The organism is Ruegeria sp. HKCCD4315 (assembly GCF_013112245.1).
In the GTDB taxonomy this organism is placed as follows: domain Bacteria; phylum Pseudomonadota; class Alphaproteobacteria; order Rhodobacterales; family Rhodobacteraceae; genus Ruegeria.
Genome location: NZ_WVRN01000001.1, coordinates 2,211,761 through 2,231,030, shown reverse-complemented (window position 1 = coordinate 2,231,030; position 19,270 = coordinate 2,211,761). Strand labels below are relative to the sequence as shown.

General features: G+C 58.0%; 24 protein-coding genes. All 24 read left to right on the top strand.

Annotation, left to right across the window (positions count from 1 at the left end):
• Window positions 1–94: 94 nt before the first annotated feature.
• Entirely contained in the window at window positions 95–460 is a 366-nt protein-coding gene (locus GS646_RS11145; protein WP_050602775.1) for an NADH-quinone oxidoreductase subunit A, read from the top strand.
• Window positions 451–984 (top strand): NADH-quinone oxidoreductase subunit B family protein, encoded by a 534-nt coding sequence (locus tag GS646_RS11140; RefSeq protein ID WP_010442777.1) that lies wholly within the window; start codon window positions 451–453, stop codon window positions 982–984. The genes GS646_RS11145 and GS646_RS11140 overlap by 10 nt, the downstream gene beginning before the upstream one ends.
• A gap of 11 nt (window positions 985–995) precedes the next feature.
• A complete protein-coding gene (locus GS646_RS11135; RefSeq protein WP_171092179.1) occupies window positions 996–1,598 on the top strand; it encodes an NADH-quinone oxidoreductase subunit C in 603 nt (200 codons plus the stop codon).
• A 24-nt stretch (window positions 1,599–1,622) separates the two neighbouring features.
• Window positions 1,623–1,745: a hypothetical protein gene (locus GS646_RS23125; protein WP_256367953.1), complete on the top strand. Its 123-nt coding sequence runs from the start codon at window positions 1,623–1,625 to the stop codon at window positions 1,743–1,745.
• Window positions 1,745–2,968: an NADH-quinone oxidoreductase subunit D gene (locus GS646_RS11130; protein WP_171184871.1), complete on the top strand. Its 1,224-nt coding sequence runs from the start codon at window positions 1,745–1,747 to the stop codon at window positions 2,966–2,968. The genes GS646_RS23125 and GS646_RS11130 overlap by 1 nt, the downstream gene beginning before the upstream one ends.
• On the top strand, window positions 2,968–4,086 hold the full coding sequence (gene nuoE / locus GS646_RS11125; RefSeq protein WP_171184869.1) for an NADH-quinone oxidoreductase subunit NuoE: 1,119 nt from the start codon (window positions 2,968–2,970) through the stop codon (window positions 4,084–4,086). Before GS646_RS11130 ends, nuoE begins: the two co-directional genes overlap by 1 nt.
• A gap of 30 nt (window positions 4,087–4,116) precedes the next feature.
• Complete coding sequence (locus GS646_RS11120) at window positions 4,117–4,338, top strand: DUF5337 domain-containing protein (RefSeq protein ID WP_171092174.1); 222 nt, start codon at window positions 4,117–4,119, stop codon at window positions 4,336–4,338.
• Between the two features lie 12 nt (window positions 4,339–4,350).
• A complete protein-coding gene (nuoF, locus tag GS646_RS11115) occupies window positions 4,351–5,649 on the top strand; it encodes an NADH-quinone oxidoreductase subunit NuoF (protein ID WP_171092173.1) in 1,299 nt (432 codons plus the stop codon).
• A 5-nt stretch (window positions 5,650–5,654) separates the two neighbouring features.
• Window positions 5,655–6,071 (top strand): MAPEG family protein, encoded by a 417-nt coding sequence (locus tag GS646_RS11110; RefSeq protein ID WP_171184867.1) that lies wholly within the window; start codon window positions 5,655–5,657, stop codon window positions 6,069–6,071.
• Between the two features lie 37 nt (window positions 6,072–6,108).
• Complete coding sequence (locus GS646_RS11105; protein ID WP_171092169.1) at window positions 6,109–6,459, top strand: hypothetical protein; 351 nt, start codon at window positions 6,109–6,111, stop codon at window positions 6,457–6,459.
• Window positions 6,460–6,560: 101 nt separating this feature from the next.
• Complete coding sequence (locus GS646_RS11100) at window positions 6,561–6,965, top strand: DUF5333 domain-containing protein (protein WP_253746354.1); 405 nt, start codon at window positions 6,561–6,563, stop codon at window positions 6,963–6,965.
• 3 nt (window positions 6,966–6,968) lie between these two features.
• A complete protein-coding gene (locus GS646_RS11095; RefSeq protein WP_171184865.1) occupies window positions 6,969–7,415 on the top strand; it encodes a DUF5333 family protein in 447 nt (148 codons plus the stop codon).
• A gap of 7 nt (window positions 7,416–7,422) precedes the next feature.
• Complete coding sequence (nuoG, locus tag GS646_RS11090; RefSeq protein ID WP_171092166.1) at window positions 7,423–9,444, top strand: NADH-quinone oxidoreductase subunit NuoG; 2,022 nt, start codon at window positions 7,423–7,425, stop codon at window positions 9,442–9,444.
• On the top strand, window positions 9,441–9,656 hold the full coding sequence (locus GS646_RS11085) for a hypothetical protein (RefSeq protein WP_171092164.1): 216 nt from the start codon (window positions 9,441–9,443) through the stop codon (window positions 9,654–9,656). Before nuoG ends, GS646_RS11085 begins: the two co-directional genes overlap by 4 nt.
• Entirely contained in the window at window positions 9,649–10,686 is a 1,038-nt protein-coding gene (gene nuoH / locus GS646_RS11080; RefSeq protein ID WP_171092162.1) for an NADH-quinone oxidoreductase subunit NuoH, read from the top strand. Before GS646_RS11085 ends, nuoH begins: the two co-directional genes overlap by 8 nt.
• Window positions 10,655–11,464, top strand: a complete 810-nt coding sequence (locus GS646_RS11075; RefSeq protein ID WP_171679255.1) for a class I SAM-dependent methyltransferase — start codon at window positions 10,655–10,657, stop codon at window positions 11,462–11,464. The genes nuoH and GS646_RS11075 overlap by 32 nt, the downstream gene beginning before the upstream one ends.
• Complete coding sequence (nuoI, locus tag GS646_RS11070; RefSeq protein ID WP_170331439.1) at window positions 11,461–11,955, top strand: NADH-quinone oxidoreductase subunit NuoI; 495 nt, start codon at window positions 11,461–11,463, stop codon at window positions 11,953–11,955. The genes GS646_RS11075 and nuoI overlap by 4 nt, the downstream gene beginning before the upstream one ends.
• Window positions 11,952–12,362, top strand: coding sequence for a carboxymuconolactone decarboxylase family protein (locus tag GS646_RS11065; RefSeq protein WP_171092158.1), 411 nt, complete (start codon window positions 11,952–11,954; stop codon window positions 12,360–12,362). The genes nuoI and GS646_RS11065 overlap by 4 nt, the downstream gene beginning before the upstream one ends.
• The gene (locus GS646_RS11060; RefSeq protein ID WP_170615376.1) at window positions 12,359–12,961 is read left to right on the top strand and encodes an NADH-quinone oxidoreductase subunit J; all 603 of its coding nucleotides are present in this window, start codon (window positions 12,359–12,361) and stop codon (window positions 12,959–12,961) included. The genes GS646_RS11065 and GS646_RS11060 overlap by 4 nt, the downstream gene beginning before the upstream one ends.
• Window positions 12,962–12,965: 4 nt before the next feature.
• Window positions 12,966–13,271 carry an NADH-quinone oxidoreductase subunit NuoK gene (gene nuoK / locus GS646_RS11055; RefSeq protein WP_005984024.1) on the top strand — a complete coding sequence of 102 codons (306 nt, stop codon included), beginning with the start codon at window positions 12,966–12,968 and terminating at the stop codon, window positions 13,269–13,271.
• Window positions 13,272–13,278: 7 nt separating this feature from the next.
• Window positions 13,279–15,456: an NADH-quinone oxidoreductase subunit L gene (nuoL, locus tag GS646_RS11050; RefSeq protein WP_171184861.1), complete on the top strand. Its 2,178-nt coding sequence runs from the start codon at window positions 13,279–13,281 to the stop codon at window positions 15,454–15,456.
• The gene (locus GS646_RS11045; protein WP_171184859.1) at window positions 15,456–17,000 is read left to right on the top strand and encodes an NADH-quinone oxidoreductase subunit M; all 1,545 of its coding nucleotides are present in this window, start codon (window positions 15,456–15,458) and stop codon (window positions 16,998–17,000) included. Before nuoL ends, GS646_RS11045 begins: the two co-directional genes overlap by 1 nt.
• Before the next feature lie 15 nt (window positions 17,001–17,015).
• Window positions 17,016–18,458: an NADH-quinone oxidoreductase subunit NuoN gene (gene nuoN, locus GS646_RS11040; RefSeq protein ID WP_171105703.1), complete on the top strand. Its 1,443-nt coding sequence runs from the start codon at window positions 17,016–17,018 to the stop codon at window positions 18,456–18,458.
• A 54-nt stretch (window positions 18,459–18,512) separates the two neighbouring features.
• Entirely contained in the window at window positions 18,513–19,262 is a 750-nt protein-coding gene (locus GS646_RS11035; RefSeq protein ID WP_171646685.1) for a biotin--[acetyl-CoA-carboxylase] ligase, read from the top strand.
• The last annotated feature ends 8 nt before the right edge of the window (window positions 19,263–19,270 follow it).

Below are 19,270 nucleotides of genomic sequence, written 5' to 3'. Positions count from 1 at the left end.
TTGACCACCTGACCCCGCACGGATAGAGAATGTCCAGTCAACACGCCAATTGACGGCGCACCCTTTTGGGAGATGCGCAGGAAAGGAGCTATTCGTGGAAGACCTGCTGCGGGAGTACCTCCCGATTCTGGTGTTTCTGGCCGTTGCCGTGGGCCTTGGGATCGTCTTGATTCTGGCCGCTGTGGTACTGGCCGTCCGCAATCCCGACCCCGAAAAGGTCAGCGCATATGAATGTGGATTCAACGCCTTCGACGATGCGCGGATGAAATTCGACGTTCGGTTTTATCTGGTGTCGATTCTCTTCATCATTTTCGATCTGGAAATTGCCTTCCTGTTTCCTTGGGCCGTCGGCTTTAAGGACATCAGCGATGTCGGCTTCTGGTCCATGATGGTGTTCCTGGGCGTTCTGACCATTGGCTTTGCCTATGAATGGAAGAAAGGGGCCCTGGAATGGGAGTGATGACGGGTGCAAACACCGCCGGTGTCGACAAAGAAGTTGCCACTCAGGCCCTGAACGCGGAACTGCAGGACAAAGGGTTTCTGCTGACCTCGACCGAGGATATTATCAACTGGGCCCGCACCGGTTCGCTGCACTGGATGACCTTTGGTCTGGCCTGCTGCGCGGTTGAGATGATGCATACCTCGATGCCGCGCTACGATGCGGAACGGTTTGGCATCGCACCGCGTGCGTCCCCGCGCCAGTCGGACGTGATGATCGTGGCCGGAACGCTGACCAACAAGATGGCCCCCGCGCTGCGTAAGGTTTACGACCAGATGCCCGAGCCGCGTTATGTGATCTCGATGGGTTCCTGCGCCAACGGTGGTGGGTATTACCACTATTCCTATTCGGTCGTGCGTGGCTGTGACCGTGTTGTGCCGGTGGACATTTACGTGCCCGGCTGTCCTCCGACCGCTGAAGCGCTGCTTTATGGCCTGATGCAGCTGCAACGCAAAATCCGCCGTACCGGCACCATCGTCCGCTGAGGAGAGAGTTGATGAGCGAAGCACTCAAAGAACTCGGCGCACAGCTGGAGCTGAAGCGGGCAGATTGTGTTTTGTCCTGGGATGTGACCCATGACGAGCTGAACGTGGATGTGGCCCCGTCGAACCTGGTGGAATTTGTCGAATTCCTGAAAACCGACCGGTCCTGCCAATTCTCATCTTTGGTGGACATCACCGGTGTCGACTATCCCGAACGCGCCAAGCGGTTCGATGTGGTCTATCATTTCCTGTCGATGTACCAAAATCAGCGCATCCGCCTGCGGGTTTCGATCCGCGAGGAAGACATGGTGCCGTCCATCGTTGACGTTCACCCCTCGGCCAACTGGTTCGAGCGTGAGGTATTCGACATGTTCGGCATCCTGTTCTCGGGCCACCCGGATCTGCGGCGCATCCTGACCGACTATGGATTCCGCGGCTATCCGCTGCGCAAGGATTTCCCGACCACCGGCTACACCGAAGTACGGTATGACGAGGCGCAAAAGCGAGTGGTCTACGAACCGGTCAGTCTGGTGCAGGAATATCGGCAGTTCGATTTCATGTCCCCGTGGGAAGGTGCGAATTACATCCTTCCGGGCGATGAAAAGCAGGAAAGCTGACACTGATGATGGAGCGTTGCTGAGATGTTGGGAGAACTGATCATGCTCGGGGCGCTTGGAGTTTTGCTTGCTGGGGCTGCTGCCAAGGCGGCCGAGGCCGAAAAGGTCCGGGTTCGGGCCGAAGCGAAGAAGAAACGAGGGCGTTGATGGACGGCTCAAGATACGATGACGGCAGCACGGACGCGCTGAGCGGAGAACAGAAGATCCGCAACTTCAACATTAACTTCGGCCCGCAACACCCTGCGGCGCACGGGGTTCTGCGTTTGGTGCTCGAGCTGGACGGTGAGATCGTCGAACGCTGCGACCCGCATATCGGCCTGCTGCACCGTGGTACCGAAAAGCTGATGGAAAGCCGGACCTACCTGCAGAATCTGCCGTATTTCGACCGTCTGGATTACGTGGCGCCGATGAATCAGGAACATGCCTGGTGTCTGGCCATCGAAAAGCTGACCGGTGTTGAGGTGCCGCGCCGGGGCTCGTTGATCCGGGTGCTGTATTCCGAGATCGGGCGCATCCTGAACCATCTGCTGAACGTGACCACGCAAGCGATGGACGTTGGCGCGCTGACCCCGCCTCTGTGGGGGTTCGAAGAGCGCGAAAAGCTGATGGTCTTCTATGAGCGCGCCTGTGGTGCGCGCCTGCACGCCGCCTATTTCCGCCCCGGTGGTGTGCATCAGGACCTGCCGCCTGAACTGCTGGATGATATCGAGGCGTGGAGCCACGAATTCCCCGCCGTTCTGGACGACATTGACGGTCTGCTGACCGAAAACCGCATCTTTAAACAGCGCAACGCCGATATTGGCGTCGTGACCGAAGATGACATTCAGAAATACGGCTTCTCGGGCGTGATGGTCCGTGGGTCCGGTCTGGCCTGGGACCTGCGTCGTGCGCAGCCCTATGAATGCTATGACGAGTTCGAGTTCCAGATCCCCGTCGGTAAGAATGGCGACTGCTATGACCGTTACCTCGTCCGCATGGAAGAGATGCGCCAGTCGCTGCTGATCATCCGTCAGGCCATCTCCAAAATCCGTGACTGTCCCGGGGATGTTCTGGCACGCGGCAAGATTACCCCGCCGAAACGCTCGGACATGAAGACGTCGATGGAAAGCCTGATCCATCACTTCAAACTGTATACCGAAGGTTTCCACGTCCCCGCAGGCGAGGTTTATGCCGCCGTCGAGGCCCCCAAGGGCGAGTTCGGCGTCTATCTGGTCGCGGACGGCACCAACAAGCCTTACAGGGCCAAACTGCGCGCGCCGGGCTTCCTGCACCTGCAAGCCATGGACCACGTTGCCAAAGGCCACCAACTGGCCGACGTCGCCGCCATCATCGGCACAATGGACGTCGTATTTGGAGAGATTGACCGCTAATGCTCCGCCGTCTTCATCCCGAACAACCCGAAAGCTTCGCCTTCACCGCTGCCAACCAGCAGTGGGCCGAAGCGCAGATGACCAAATACCCCGAAGGCCGTCAGGCCAGCGCGGTGATCCCGCTGCTGTGGCGCGCGCAGGAGCAGGAGGGCTGGCTGTCCCGCCCGGCGATTGAATCCGTCGCCGACATGCTGGGCATGGCCTATATTCGCGTGCTCGAAGTTGCGTCCTTTTACTTCATGTTCCAACTGCAGCCGGTTGGCTCGGTGGCGCATATTCAGGTGTGCGGCACGACCTCCTGTATGATCTGCGGGGCCGAGGATCTGATTGCGGTCTGCAAGGAAAAGATTGCCGCCAAACCGCATGAGCTGTCTTCCGATGGCAAGCTCAGCTGGGAAGAGGTCGAATGCCTCGGCTCTTGCACCAATGCGCCGATGGCGCAGATCGGCAAGGATTACTACGAAGACCTGACGGCTGAGAGTTTTGGTAAGATCATCGATGATCTGGCCGCTGGAAAGGTACCGACACCCGGACCGCAGAGCGGGCGCTATGCGGCTGAGCCGTTGAAGGGGCTGAGCAGCCTGTCGGAATATGAAGCTGGCAAGCCGCAATACAACGCAAGCGTTGAGCTGGCGATGGATCTGGGTGACACGGTCAAGCGCATCGACGGCACCGAAGTGCCGATCCTGACGCCTTGGTTGGGCAGGGATGGCAAGCAGGCCGGAGCCTCGGCTGCGGCGAAGCCTCCCAAAGCACCAGAACCCGCGAAACCTGCGGTGAAGCAGGCGGAAGAAGCGAAAGCCAAGGCTGAGCCGGAAGCTGTCAAAGAAGACGCGCCCAGAACGCTGACCGAGGCGCGTGGCGGATTGCCGGACAACCTCAAGCTGTTGAAAGGCGTGGGACCGAAGCTGGAAGAAACGCTGAATGAGCTGGGTTTCTATCACTACGACCAGATCGCGGCCTGGACACCCGAACATGTGGCCTGGGTTGATGCACGTCTGAAGTTCAAAGGCCGGATCGAACGCGACGGCTGGATCGAACAGGCGGCCAAGCTTGCGGTGGGTGACGAAACCGAATTCGCCAAACGTGCCAAGGAAGACGGCACCTACGAAGACTAAGCGGATGCCCACCCGGGGCATCAGGGAAAGATGGACAAAGATAAGGAACAGGCCATAGCCCGCAAGGGTCGACACATCGGAGTGGTCATCGCCGTGACCATGCTGATTTGGCTTGCCATGAACCTGTTCATCGGCCCCGCGCTGGGTTTGACCACCCGGCACGCCTTGCTATTTGATCTCGCTGCATTGGCGGGTTTCATCTATGCAGGCATCAACATTTTTCAACTCTGGCGCATGCGTCAGGACAGCTGAAGGTAACACGCGATGCTGAAGGATCAGGACCGGATCTTTACCAACATCTACGGGATGCATGAGCGCACGCTGAAGGGCGCACAGGCCCGCGGGCATTGGGACGGCACTGCTGGCCTGATCGAAAAGGGCCGCGACTGGATCATCCAGACGATGAAGGACTCGGGTCTGCGCGGTCGCGGCGGCGCGGGCTTCCCGACGGGCCTGAAATGGTCGTTCATGCCCAAGGAAAGCGACGGGCGTCCGGCCTATCTGGTGGTGAACGCTGACGAATCCGAGCCCGGCACCTGCAAAGACCGTGAGATCATGCGCCATGATCCGCATACGCTGATCGAAGGTTGTCTGATCGCCTCTTTCGCGATGAACGCGCACACCTGCTATATCTACCTGCGCGGCGAATACATCCGCGAGCGCGAGGCGCTGCAGGCCGCGATTGACGAGGCTTATGACGCTGGTCTTTTGGGCAAGAACGCCGCTGGTTCGGGTTGGGATTTCGATATCTTCCTGCATCACGGGGCCGGGGCCTATATTTGCGGCGAGGAAACCGCCCTGATCGAAAGCCTTGAGGGCAAGAAGGGTATGCCAAGGATGAAACCTCCGTTCCCGGCGGGGGCTGGCCTTTATGGCTGCCCGACCACGGTGAACAACGTGGAATCCATTGCTGTCGTGCCGACCATCCTGCGCCGTGGCGCGGACTGGTTCGCAGGCTTTGGCCGTCAGAACAACGCGGGCACCAAGCTGTTTGCGATCTCGGGCCATGTGAACAACCCGTGTGTCGTCGAAGAGGCCATGTCGATCTCATTCGAAGAGCTGATTGAAACTCATTGCGGCGGCATTCGCGGCGGTTGGGACAACCTGTTGGCGGTAATCCCGGGTGGGTCCTCTGTTCCTTGCGTGCGCGGTGAAAACATGCGCGACGCGATCATGGATTTTGATTACCTGCGCAATGATCTGGGCTCGGGCCTTGGTACTGCTGCGGTGATCGTAATGGACAAGTCGACGGACATCATCAAGGCGATCTGGCGGCTGTCGAAGTTCTACAAGCACGAAAGCTGCGGCCAGTGTACGCCGTGCCGGGAAGGCACCGGATGGATGATGCGCGTTATGGACCGTCTTGTGCGCGGCGAGGCCGAATTGGAAGAGATCGACATGCTGTTTGATGTGACCAAACAGGTCGAAGGCCATACCATCTGTGCCTTGGGTGACGCGGCCGCTTGGCCGATCCAGGGCCTGATCCGCAACTTCCGGGAAGAGATCGAGGACCGCATCAAGGCCCAGAAGTCGGGCCGCATGGGTGCGATGGCAGCGGAGTAAACCGAATGGAAGCCTTTGATGAATATTCACACGCCATAGCATCCGTTGTGTTTTTCACGTTGGTGGTTCTGTTTTTGGCCCCGTTTTCTGCGCTGGCCAAGCAGGGCAAGGGACTGGCACCGGGTGCGACGCCTGAACAAGACTACGGTGATCAAGCCTATCGATTGAACCGGGCCTACCTCAACGGAACTGAAACGCTTCCGGCGTTTCTGACTGTTGTAGTTGCAGCAATTTTGCTGGGGGTCAGCCCATTCTGGGTCAACCTTCTGGCGTCAGTTGCTTTGGTTGCGCGCTTGCTCATGCTGGTGGTGCATCTTAGGGGGATCGGCAAGCCGAACAGCGGTTTGCGGTCCGTGCTGTATGTGCTGGGTTGGGCCTGCATGTTTGTAATCGGCCTTATGGCCTTGGTGGCGGCGTTTTAACGGCAAGGCGGCGGTAAAGACTGCAATGAGGGAAAGTATGAAGATCTCGAAGACCCTGGTTGTTGTTCTGGCTTTGGTCAGTGTATCCGCCTGCGGATTGATCAGACCGTCCGAGGACCGGCTTTTGTTCGATGGTCAGGCGTTCCGGACCAAGGCCAAAGCTGTCGACAAGAAGAAGTCGCCCGCTGACTTTACTGTGGTCGTCAAAGGTGTGTCTGCGTCATTGGATGGCGCGCGTGAGGCCGGGCGCCACGAAGGCACAAAGTTCTGTGTGCAAAACTTCGGATCGTCGCGGATTGATTGGAAAGTGGGGCCGGACACGGAACCGCAACAGCTTACCATCGCGGATGATCAACTCACATTTGCAGGAACCTGCAAACGCCCATGATGTCCAGTGTTTTTGCATATCACGAAAGGGCGCGCAGGGCGTTATTGCCTAGCAAACGCGCATCCTTTCGTCTTGGAAATTCCGAGACGAAAGGAAAACCTATGTCCTATGCAAAAACAATCGCTATGGCTGCCTTGATGGCTGTTCCTGCGGCAGCAGAGGCAAAGCCGCCCTTGAGGGATGTCAAAGAGATCGACAATGAACTCTATTACATCGCCATCGCAAACGAGATTTCGGAATACTGCCCCTCGATCAGCGGGCGACGACTGAAGGCGATCAGTGTGATGTGGGGGCTGCGCTCCAAAGCGAACGACTTGGGATACACAGACCGGGAAATCCGGTCTTATGTCGAGTCGGACGCAGAAAAAGACCGCATGCGCGCCAAGGGTGAGGCTTATCTGGCCTCAAACGGGGTGACTTATGAAAACCCCACCACGTTTTGCACGTTGGGCCAAAAGGAAATTCAACGAAACAGCGCCATTGGCGTTTACTTGAGGGCGGATTGACGGATGAGTGTTCAGGTTCTCAGATCCGGGGCAGTTGGTGTGGCATTGCTGATGTCATTATCGGCGTGCGAAACGCCAACCAGCTCTGCGACCGACACTGCCGCCTCTCGGGCAGAGTTTCGCGCCGAGCTGCCGCCGGAACTGTACGATTTCGCGTTCTCTGCAGCCGTGGCTGAGCAAATCGCTGGCGAATGCCGGGCGATTTCGTTTAATCGACCCGAGGCGCAGGCGCAGATGAAATCACTGGACGCCGAGCTCAAGGCCAAGGGCTATCAAGAAAGCGATATCCGCTATTTGGCCGATGCCATTCCGCCAAAGCGCGCGCAGGACGACCTAATCAAATACATCCAGCAAAGCGGCGTTGTCGTGGGTCAGCCCGACACGTTCTGCGCAGCTGGCCAACGCGAGATTGCCAACGGCACCCGGATCGGTGCATTCCTGAAAGGCTAACGAAATCATGTCTGACCTCCGCAAGATCAATATCGACGGGCAGGAAATCGAAGTCGAAGGCGCGATGACCCTGATCCAGGCTTGTGAGCAAGCCGGGGTCGAAGTGCCGCGTTTTTGTTATCATGAACGTTTGTCGATCGCTGGAAACTGCCGGATGTGCCTGGTCGAGGTTGTGGGCGGCCCGCCCAAGCCGGCGGCTTCGTGCGCAATGCAGGTGCGCGACCTGCGCCCAGGGCCGGAAGGTCAGCCTCCGGTCGTCAAGACAAACTCGCCCATGGTCAAAAAGGCCCGCGAAGGGGTGATGGAGTTTCTGCTGATCAACCACCCGCTGGATTGTCCGATTTGCGACCAAGGCGGAGAGTGTGACCTTCAGGATCAGGCCATGGCTTATGGTGTCTCGGGCTCGCGTTTCAAAGAAGCGAAGCGCGCAGTTGATGATCTGGATCTTGGCCCGCTGGTTGGCACGGCAATGACGCGCTGCATTAGCTGCACCCGCTGCGTGCGTTTCACGACCGAGGTCGCCGGGATCACGCAGATGGGTCAGACCGGGCGGGGCGAGGATGCCGAGATCACCTCGTACCTGAACGAAACACTGCAGTCGAACCTGCAGGGCAATATCATCGACTTGTGCCCGGTGGGCGCACTGACGTCGAAACCTTACGCCTTTACCGCTCGCCCATGGGAACTGACCAAGACCGAGAGCATAGACGTCATGGACGCCCTTGGTTCGAACATCCGCGTGGACACCAAAGGGCGCGAAGTGATGCGCTTCCTGCCGCGCAACCATGATGGCGTGAATGAAGAGTGGATCAGCGACAAAACCCGCTTTGTCTGGGATGGCCTGCGTCGTCAGCGCTTGGACAAGCCCTACATTCGCGAAAACGGCAAGTTGCGCCCGGCTTCATGGCCCGAGGCGCTGACCAAAGCTGCTGAGGCGCTGAAGGGCGCCGAAAAACCTGCTGGGATCGTGGGCGATCTGGCCTCGGTCGAGGCGACCTTTGCTTTGAAGCAGATGATCGAAGGGCAGGGCGGTGTTGTCGAATGCCGCACGGATGGTGCCAAGTTGCCTGCTGGCAACCGCGGGGCTTATGTCGGAACCGCTACGATTGAAGACATAGACTCGGCCGAACGCATTCTGCTGATCGGGACCAATCCGCGTGATGAGGCTCCGGTACTGAACGCGCGGATCCGCAAAGCCTGGGCGCATGGTGCCGAGGTGGCTCTGGTCGGTCCCGCAGTAGATCTGACCTATGACTACCATCACATGGGCGATGATCGCGCGGCCTTGCAGAAGGTCGTCGACAGGGGGCGTGACGACGCCATCAAGGGCAAACCCTCGCTGGTGATCGTGGGGCAGGGTGCCCTGCAAGAAGCGGATGGTGCTGCAGTATTGGCGTCCGCGCAAACCATTGCAGCCAATACCGAAAGCAGGCTTTTGGTACTGCACACTGCGGCCTCGCGAGTGGGTGCGATGGATGTAGATGCGACCAACGAAGGTGGCATGGATGCCGTCAACGCTGCCGACGTGATTTACAATCTCGGTGCCGATGAGGTCGAGATCGGCGAAGGCGCGTTTGTTATCTACCAGGGCAGCCACGGAGACCGTGGCGCTCACCGCGCCGACGTGATCTTGCCGGGCGCGGCCTATACCGAAGAAAACGGTTTGTTCGTGAACACTGAAGGACGCCCGCAACTGGCGATGCGTGCCGGTTTTGCGCCGGGCGAAGCTAAGGAAAACTGGGCCATTCTGCGGGCATTGTCGGCCGAGTTGGGCGCGAAACTTCCATTCGACTCACTGGCGCAATTGCGAACCGCACTCATTGAAGCTGTGCCGCATCTGGCCCGGATCGATGAGGTGATCGAGAATGAGGTTCAACCGCTCGACGCAGCGCCGCTGGGTCAGGCCACGTTCCGCAATGCGGTCAAGGATTTCTATCTGACCAACCCGATTGCCCGTGCGTCGCAACTGATGGCCGAGCTTTCGGCACAGGCGCAGGCACGTCAGACCGGAAAGATCGCGGCAGAATGAGCCGGAACCGTTTCATATCACAAGCAAAGGCGGCTGCCGGGTGGCAGTTCGCCGCGCTGGATTTGTGTGTGAAACTGAAGATTAAGGGTGGCGCTGAAGCGGCAGATGCTGTTTACACCAACGCGCCGACCCAGTCGCACTTTGCGCAGGCACCTGGCCTTTGCATCGCGCGCGGAAAACGGAATACCCACGGTGTGAGGACCAATGGCTGATTTCTTTAACACCCCAGGCGGAATAGCCATCATCATTCTGGCGCAAGTGCTTGCAGTTGTTGCGTTTGTGATGATCTCGCTGTTGTTCCTTGTTTACGGCGATCGCAAGATCTGGGCCGCTGTCCAGATGCGTCGCGGACCGAACGTGGTTGGCGCGTACGGCTTGCTGCAATCGGTGGCCGATGCATTGAAATATGTGGTCAAAGAGGTCGTCATCCCGGCGGGGGCAGACAGGACCGTCTTTATCCTTGCACCGCTCACCTCTTTTGTACTGGCGATGATTGCCTGGGCAGTGATCCCGTTCAATGATGGCTGGGTGCTGTCGGACATCAACGTCGCCATTCTCTATGTGTTCGCTGTGTCTTCACTGGAAGTTTATGGCGTGATTATGGGGGGTTGGGCGTCGAACTCAAAGTACCCGTTCCTTGGGTCTTTGCGCTCTGCTGCGCAGATGATTTCGTACGAGGTTTCGATTGGCCTGATCATCATCGGTGTGATCATCTCGACCGGGTCGATGAATTTTGGTGACATTGTGCGTGCGCAGGACGGCTCGTTCGGCTTCTTCAGCTGGTACTGGCTGCCGCACTTCCCGATGGTCTTCTTGTTCTTCATTTCGGCGCTGGCTGAAACCAACCGACCGCCATTCGACCTTCCCGAAGCGGAATCTGAACTGGTCGCCGGTTACCAGGTTGAATACTCTGCCACACCCTTCCTTCTGTTCATGGCTGGTGAATACATCGCGATCTTCCTGATGTGCGCGCTGACCACGCTGCTGTTCTTCGGCGGCTGGCTGTCACCGATCCCGGGCCTGCCCGATGGCGTGCTGTGGATGGTCGCGAAGATGGCGTTCTTCTTCTTCCTCTTCGCAATGGTCAAGGCGATCACGCCGCGCTACCGCTATGACCAGTTGATGCGGTTGGGTTGGAAAGTCTTCCTGCCGTTCTCGCTGGCCTGGGTGGTCTTTGTGGCCTTCGCGGCAAAGTTCGACTGGTTCTGGGGTGCGTTCGCCCGTTGGAGCACAGGGGGCTAACGCGTTGGGTATCGATTTCACAGTCTTCTCCAAGCTTGTCGAGTTTTCGACACGGCACTCTGTGGAAGGCCGTTCATTGATGCTGGGCCGTCAGGAATTTGTTCGCCTGCGGCCGCCCAGAATCTTTCAGCGCAAACTGCGCCGAGAGGGGCTGGACCATATTCAGTTGGAAGACCTTCAGCAGTCGGATGGCTACAGCGAGACGTTCTTTCGCAAGCTGGGGTTCGGTGAAATCGAAACTATGGATTTCTCGGACCACGAAGGCGCGACGATCCTTCAGGACCTAAATCGTCCCATTCCGAAAGAACTTGCAGGTCAATTCGATTTCATCTTCGACGGTGGAACGATTGAGCATGTGTTTAACGTTCCCGTTGCGCTGGAAAACGTGTTCCACATGCTGAAGCCCGGCGGGCATTTCATCTCGGTGAATGGCCTGAACGGCTGGGCCGGGCATGGGATGTATCAGTTCAATCCGGAACTGGTCTATTCGTTCTGGCGTCGGAACGCGGGCTGCGTGGTCAACGCGTGCCAGGCGATTCAACGCAGCCGTGCCTTCCACCAGGCGGTTTTGGATCTACAAGATCCGGCGGATGGAGAACAACGGATCGACCTGGGCGATGCCCTCCCGGATGGGCAGGTCTATTTGTACTGTGAAATCCAGCGCGGTTCCGAAGCGGCTCTCATGGACACGGTTCTTCAAAGTGACTACGAGACGCACTGGCGTGACTACTCCAATGCCGGTGGAACGCGATATGATCAGAAGGTTAGCTCTCTATGACTCAAATCGACTACACCCGCGCCGCCAAGTACTTTCTGCTACAGGACTTCTGGGTCGGTATGAAACTGGGGCTCAAGTACTTCTTTGCCCCGAAGGCCACCGTGAACTATCCGCACGAAAAGGGCCCTCTGTCGCCGCGATTCCGTGGGGAACATGCGCTGCGTCGTTATCCCAACGGTGAAGAACGCTGCATCGCTTGCAAACTGTGTGAAGCGGTTTGTCCCGCGCAAGCCATCACCATCGACGCCGAGCCGCGCGAAGACGGCAGCCGCCGCACGACACGTTACGACATCGACATGACCAAATGCATCTATTGCGGCTTCTGCCAAGAGGCATGCCCGGTTGATGCCATCGTTGAAGGGCCGAATTTCGAATTCGCCACGGAAACCCGCGAAGAGCTGTTCTACGACAAGGAAAAACTGCTGGATAACGGCGAACGCTGGGAGGCCGAGATCGCCCGCAATCTGGAAATGGACGCGCCGTATCGATGACTGACAGCCCGACAAATCCGTTCGAGTTGATGATGAAGCAGGCTCAGGACATGGCCAAGGCGATGAACCCGGCGATGGAAAGCTTTTCGCCCAAAGGGTTCGAAGCGCTGTGGCCGACCATGCCTAAAGAGGTCATGGAGATGATGTTCGGCAACACCGTCAACAAAGACGGGCTGGATGCCAAAACCCGCCTGCTGTTGACGCTGGCCGGGCTGACCTGTCAGGGCGCGCAAGCGGATAGTGCCGTGCGCCAAACTGTGCGCCACGCGCTGGAAGCGGGTGCCAAGAAACAAGAGATCGTGGAAACGATCGGTCAGATGTCGGTCTTTGCCGGCATCCCGGCCATGACCCGCGCGCTGGATCTGGCGCAAGAGGTCATGGGCGGCAACGAGGATGAGGATCAATGACCGTCTTTGCCTTCTATCTGTTTGCCATCAGCGCCATCACCGGCGGGCTGTTCACGGTGATCAGCCGCCAGCCAGTGCACTCGGTGCTGTGGCTGATCCTGTCCTTCCTGTCGGCGGCGGGGCTGTTCGTGCTGCTGGGGGCCGAGTTTGTGGCGATGCTGCTGATCATCGTCTATGTAGGCGCGGTCGCGGTTCTGTTCCTGTTCGTGGTGATGATGTTGGACGTGGACTTTGCCGAACTCAAGGCCGAGATGGCACGCTATATGCCGCTGGCCCTGCTGATCGGTCTGGTCATCCTGATGCAGTTCGTCATGGCCTTTGGCGCTTGGGACAGCGCGCAGGGTGCGGCGGCCAATCTGGCCCAGCCAGTTCCAGCGGACCGCCACAACACCGAGGCGTTGGGTGTCATCCTTTATGATCAATATTTCCTTCTGTTCCAACTGGCGGGCCTGATCCTGCTGGTGGCCATGATCGGCGCCATCGTGCTGACATTGCGCCACCGTCAGGACATCAAGCGTCAGGACATCGTCGGCCAGATGATGCGAGACCCGGCCAAGGCGATGGAGTTGAAGGACGTTAAACCGGGGCAGGGACTTTGAGACGATGATCGGACTTGAACACTATCTTACGGTCGCGGCGACGCTGTTCGTCATCGGCATCTTCGGTCTCTTCCTGAACCGCAAGAACGTCATCATCCTGCTGATGAGCATCGAACTGATGCTGCTGGCGGTGAATATCAACCTCGTGGCGTTTTCCAGCTTCCTCGGCGATCTTGTCGGGCAGGTGTTTACGCTGTTCGTGCTGACCGTTGCGGCGGCCGAGGCGGCGATTGGTCTGGCCATTCTGGTCTGCTTCTTCCGTAACCGTGGCACGATCGCGGTTGAAGACGTCAATATGATGAAGGGCTAAGAGAACTATGGAAACCACCATCCTCTTTGCCCCGCTCGTGGGCGCGCTGATCTGCGGCTTTGGCTGGAAGTTCATTGGCGAGAAAGCCGCCATGTGGACGTCCACCGGTCTGCTGTTTCTGGCCTGTCTGCTGTCGTGGATCGTTTTCTTCACATTTGATGGGGTGACCCAGCAGATTGAGATCATGCGCTGGATCGAAAGCGGCTCGTTGTCGACAAGCTGGGCTATTCGACTGGACCGTCTGACCGCGATCATGCTGATCGTGGTGACAACCGTTTCGGCGCTCGTGCACCTCTATTCCTTCGGCTACATGGATCACGACCCGCAGTGGCGTGAGGGCGAAAGCTATAAGCCGCGTTTCTTTGCCTATCTGTCCTTCTTCACCTTCGCCATGCTGATGCTGGTGACGGCGGACAATCTGGTGCAGATGTTCTTTGGCTGGGAAGGCGTGGGTGTCGCTTCGTACCTGTTGATCGGCTTCTATTATCGCAAGTCTTCGGCCAATGCGGCGGCGATGAAAGCGTTCATCGTGAACCGGGTGGGTGACTTCGGCTTTGCGCTTGGGATCTTCGCGATCTTCTTCCTGACCGATAGCATCAATTTCTCGGACATCTTTGCGTCCGCCCCGGCGCTGGCCGAAGAAAAGCTGCACTTCCTGTGGGGCGAGTGGACAGCGATTGAAGTCATCTGTGTGCTGCTGTTCATCGGCGCGATGGGTAAATCGGCTCAGTTGATCCTGCACACCTGGTTGCCGGACGCGATGGAAGGCCCGACGCCTGTGTCGGCCCTGATCCACGCTGCAACCATGGTGACGGCAGGTGTCTTCCTGGTCTGCCGCATGTCGCCGCTGATGGAGTTTGCGCCGGGCGCAACCGGCTTCATCACTGTGCTAGGCGCATCCACCGCGTTCTTTGCGGCCACGGTAGGTTTGGTGCAAACCGACATCAAGCGTGTGATTGCGTATTCGACCTGTTCTCAGCTTGGATACATGTTCGTGGCTGCTGGTGTGGGCATGTACTCGGCGGCGATGTTCCACCTGTTCACTCACGCCTTCTTCAAAGCCCTATTGTTCCTGGGTGCGGGTTCCGTGATCCACGCCATGCATCACGAGCAGGAGATGACCGAATACGGCGGTTTGCGGAAGAAAATCCCATATACCTTCTGGGCGATGGTGATCGGCACGCTGGCCATCACCGGCGTTGGTATTCCGCTGACCACATTTGGCTTTGCCGGGTTCCTGTCCAAGGACGCCATCATCGAGAGCGCTTATGCGGGCGGCTCGGGCTATGGCTTCTGGTTACTGGTTGTGGCGGCTGCGTTCACCTCGTTCTACAGCTGGCGTCTGATCTTCCTGACCTTCTACGGTGAGCCGCGTGGCGACAAACATACGCATGATCACGCGCATGAAAGCCCGATGGTCATGCTGGTGCCGCTGGGCGTTCTGTCACTGGGCGCGGTTTTTGCCGGGATGATCTGGTACGGCAATTTCTTTGGCCACGCCGACAAGGTTGGCAAGTTCTATGGCATCCCTGTTGCCGAAGCGTCTGAGCACGCAGAGGCCGGCGATCACGGCAAAGCAGAAGAGCATGACGATGCCGCACATTCGGATGACGGTCATGCGGATGATGGTCATGGCACTGAAACACATGCGGATGAGGGCCATGCAGACGACGGCCACGGTGACAAAGCTGCTCACGGCGGTGATCACCACTATGCCTTTGTTGGCGAACCGGGCGAGGGCGCGCTGTATATGGCACCGGACAACCACGTGTTGGACGATGCGCACGCCGCTCCGAAATGGGTTAAGGTCTCGCCCTTTGTTGCGATGGTCCTCGGCTTTATCGTGGCCTATTGGTTCTACATCGTGAACACGACGCTGCCTGCGCGGTTGGCCGAGAACCAGCGCCCGCTGTACCTGTTCCTCAAGAACAAGTGGTACTTTGACGAGATCTACAACGTGATCTTTGTCAAACCCACCATCGCTCTTGGCCGGTTCCTGTGGAAACGCGGCGATGGAAATACAATTGATGGCTTCCTGAACGGAGTAGCAATGGGCGTTGTTCCCTTCTTTACCCGCCTCGCAGGCAAGGCTCAGACCGGGTACATCTTTACCTATGCCTTCTGGATGGTGCTGGGCATCGCAGCCCTTGTAACGTGGATGTCTATCGGCGGAGGGGCCAACTAATGGACAATATCCTTTCCATCGTTACGTTCATCCCGGCGATTGCAGCAGGTATTCTGGCCCTGTTCCTGCATGGGGATGACGCTGCGGCCCAACGCAATGCCAAGTGGATTGCGCTGCTGGCGACGACCGTGACTTTCCTGGTATCGATTGGCATCTATACCGGTTTTGATCCCTCGAACCCCGGCTTCCAGATGGTGGAAGAAGGTGAGTGGCTGATGGGTCTCAAGTACAAGATGGGCGTTGATGGCATCAGCATTCTGTTCGTGCTGTTGACCACCTTCATCATGCCTCTAACCATTCTGGCCAGTTGGAATGTGACCGACCGCGTCAAGGAATACATGGTGGCTTTCCTGCTGCTGGAAACCCTGATGCTGGGCGTGTTCATGGCGCTGGATCTGGTGCTGTTTTACCTGTTCTTCGAGGCTGGCCTGATCCCAATGTTCCTGATCATCGGTATCTGGGGCGGCAAGGATCGTATCTATGCCAGCTTCAAGTTCTTTCTCTACACCTTCCTCGGCTCGGTGCTGATGCTGGTGGCGATGGTGGCGATGTACGCAGATGCGGGCACTACGGATATTGAGGCTCTGATGAGCCACCAATTCTCATCGGAAAGCTTCAGCGTGCTGGGCATCTATGTTGTCGGCGGTATGCAGACTTTGATGTTCTTGGCCTTCTTTGCGTCGTTTGCGGTGAAAATGCCGATGTGGCCGGTGCACACTTGGTTGCCGGACGCGCACGTTCAGGCCCCAACTGCAGGGTCGGTCGTTCTGGCGGCGATCCTGCTGAAGATGGGTGGCTATGGCTTCCTGCGGTTCAGCCTGCCAATGTTCCCCGTAGGTTCGGCGGTGATGACCGATCTGGTGCTTTGGATGTCTGCGATTGCGGTTGTCTACACCTCGCTGGTGGCGCTGGTGCAAGAGGACATGAAGAAGCTGATCGCTTACTCGTCGGTCGCGCATATGGGCTTTGTGACTATGGGTATCTTTGCGGCAAACCAGCAGGGCATCGACGGCGCGATCTTCCAGATGCTGAGCCACGGGTTCATCTCGGCCGCGTTGTTCCTGTGTGTGGGCGTGATCTATGATCGGATGCATACTCGGGATATCGAGGCTTATGGCGGTCTGGTCATTCGGATGCCTGCTTATGCGCTTGTCTTCATGCTGTTCACCATGGCCAATGTCGGCTTGCCGGGCACATCCGGGTTCATTGGTGAATTCCTGACCCTGATGGGCGCGTTCCAGGTCAACACCTGGGTGACGGCTGTGGCTGCGACCGGTGTCATCTTTTCGGCCGGTTACGCACTGTGGCTGTACCGCCGCGTGGTTTTTGGCGACCTGATCAAGGAAAGCCTGAAGGCGATGACCGACATGAGCTCGCGCGAGCGTTTGATCTTTGCCCCACTGATTGTGATGACCATCCTTTTGGGCGTTTACCCGTCGCTGGTAACGGATGTGATCGGGCAATCTACCGCCGCGCTGATTTCGAAATATGACACGGCTCTGGCCGCGGCTGAGGCTGCGACCCAGACAGCCGCCTCGCACTAAGGGAGCTTTGGAGACATGATCCAGGCTGATCTGACAATTATCCTGCCGGAAATCATTCTGGCGCTCTACGCGATGGCGGCGCTCTTGGGGGCTGTCTATACGACGAAAGACGGCATGGCACCTTTGTTGGTCTGGACCACAGCTGGTCTGATGGCCCTTCTGGCAATCTGGATCGCCACACAAGGCGAGGGGACCAACGTGGCCTTCAATGGCATGTTCGTCGACGACGGGTTCGCCCGTTTCGCCAAGGTTGCGATCCTGCTTTCGGCAGGTGCTGTTCTGGTCATGAGCCAGGATTACATGGCGCGCCGCGACTTGCTGCGTTTTGAGTATCCGCTACTGGTCGCACTTGCCGCTGTTGGCATGATGATGATGGTTAGCGCGGGCGATCTGATGTCGCTTTACATGGGGCTCGAGCTGCAATCGCTGTCGCTCTATGTTGTCGCGGCATTGCGTCGTGACAGCGCGAAATCGACCGAAGCGGGTCTGAAGTATTTCGTGCTGGGTGCGCTCAGCTCGGGCTTGCTGCTTTATGGTGCGTCACTGGTTTATGGCTTTACTGGAACCACGCTCTTTTCAGGCATCATTACGACCGTTCAGGCCGGAGAAGTTTCGATTGGCCTGCTGTTTGGTCTGATCTTCCTGATCTCTGGTCTGGCCTTCAAAGTCTCGGCCGTGCCGTTCCACATGTGGACACCGGACGTGTACGAAGGCTCGCCAACGCCGATTACAGCCTTTTTCGCCACCGCGCCGAAAGTGGCTGCCATGGCCCTTTTTGCGCGACTGATGCATGACGCGTTTGGTGGCATTGTGAAAGACTGGCAGCAGGTGATTGTCCTGCTTTCGGTTCTGTCGATGCTGCTGGGTGCTGTCGCCGCGATTGGTCAGCGCGACATCAAACGTCTGATGGCGTTCTCGTCGATTGCCCATATGGGTTATGCTCTGATCGGTCTGGCAGCAGGTACCGAGTTGGGCATCAAAGCGATGCTGATGTATCTGGCCATCTACGTGACTATGAACATCGGAACCTTTGCCTTCATCCTGATGATGGAACGGGACGGCAAACCGATCACCGATATTGACGCCCTGCGCCAGTATTCCAAGCGCGATCCGGGCAAAGCCCTTGCCGTTCTGATCCTGATGTTCTCGCTGGCCGGTGTGCCACCGATGCTGGGTTTCTTTGCGAAATTTGGCGTTTGGCAAGCAGGTGTCAGCGCGGGTCTGACCGGCCTTGTGATCGTCTCGGCCATCGCGTCCGTCATTGGTGCCTTCTATTACCTGCGGATCGTGTTCTACATGTATTTCGGGGCTGAAAACGAAGACCCGATTGAAACCCGGTCGACGCCGGTGTTGTGGGTCGCCTTGATGGGCTCGGCCGCCTTGATGCTGATCGGCATCTTCTATCAGTTTGGTGTCGAGGGCGCGGCGGCAGCTGCGGCAGCGACGCTTGTCAACTGAATATCTTGAACACTCGGAAGGAGGGGCTCGGTCGCGTGACCGGGCCTTTTTGATATGACAAAATGGCCCCAAGGCTATGGGCTGCACGAGCTGCAGGAAGTCGATAGCACTCTCAATGAGGCAGCGCGGATTGCACCCACTGCCCGAGGTCCCGTTTGGATTATGGCACATCACCAAACGGCGGCGCGCGGACGGCGGGGGCGGGCCTGGGCCAATCCGATGGGTAATCTGGCCGCGACGTTGCTGATGCGCCCGCAAGGTGCGCCGGAACAGGCAGCGCTACGCAGCTTTATGGCCGCATTGGCCTTGTTCGACGCCTGTGTTGCTGTGACCGGAAGAACGGCCGGGCTGTCGCTGAAATGGCCCAATGATGTTCTGCTGAACGGGGGTAAGCTGGCCGGTATCTTGCTGGAAAGCACCGGGCAGGGGCAAGATGTTGCGCATCTGGCGATCGGCATCGGTGTGAACCTGGCCAATGCACCTGACGCGGATGCGGTCGAACCTGGTGCCATGCGACCCGTTTCATTGCTGTCGGAAACCGGTTCAAATGTATCGCCCGAAGATTTCCTAACCGAACTGGCCGCAGCTTATGCCAGGTATGAAACCCAATTCGTCACCTATGGGTTCGAACCGATCCGCACCGCGTGGCTGGCCCGCGCCGCGCGATTGGGAGAGGTCATCACCGCGCGTACCGGAACGTCAGAGACGGTTGGAACCTTCGAAACAGTAGACGCAAGCGGCAACCTTGTCTTAAACACCGCCAAAGGCCGCGTGAGCATTCCTGCGGCAGACGTGTATTTCTGAAAGGGGCG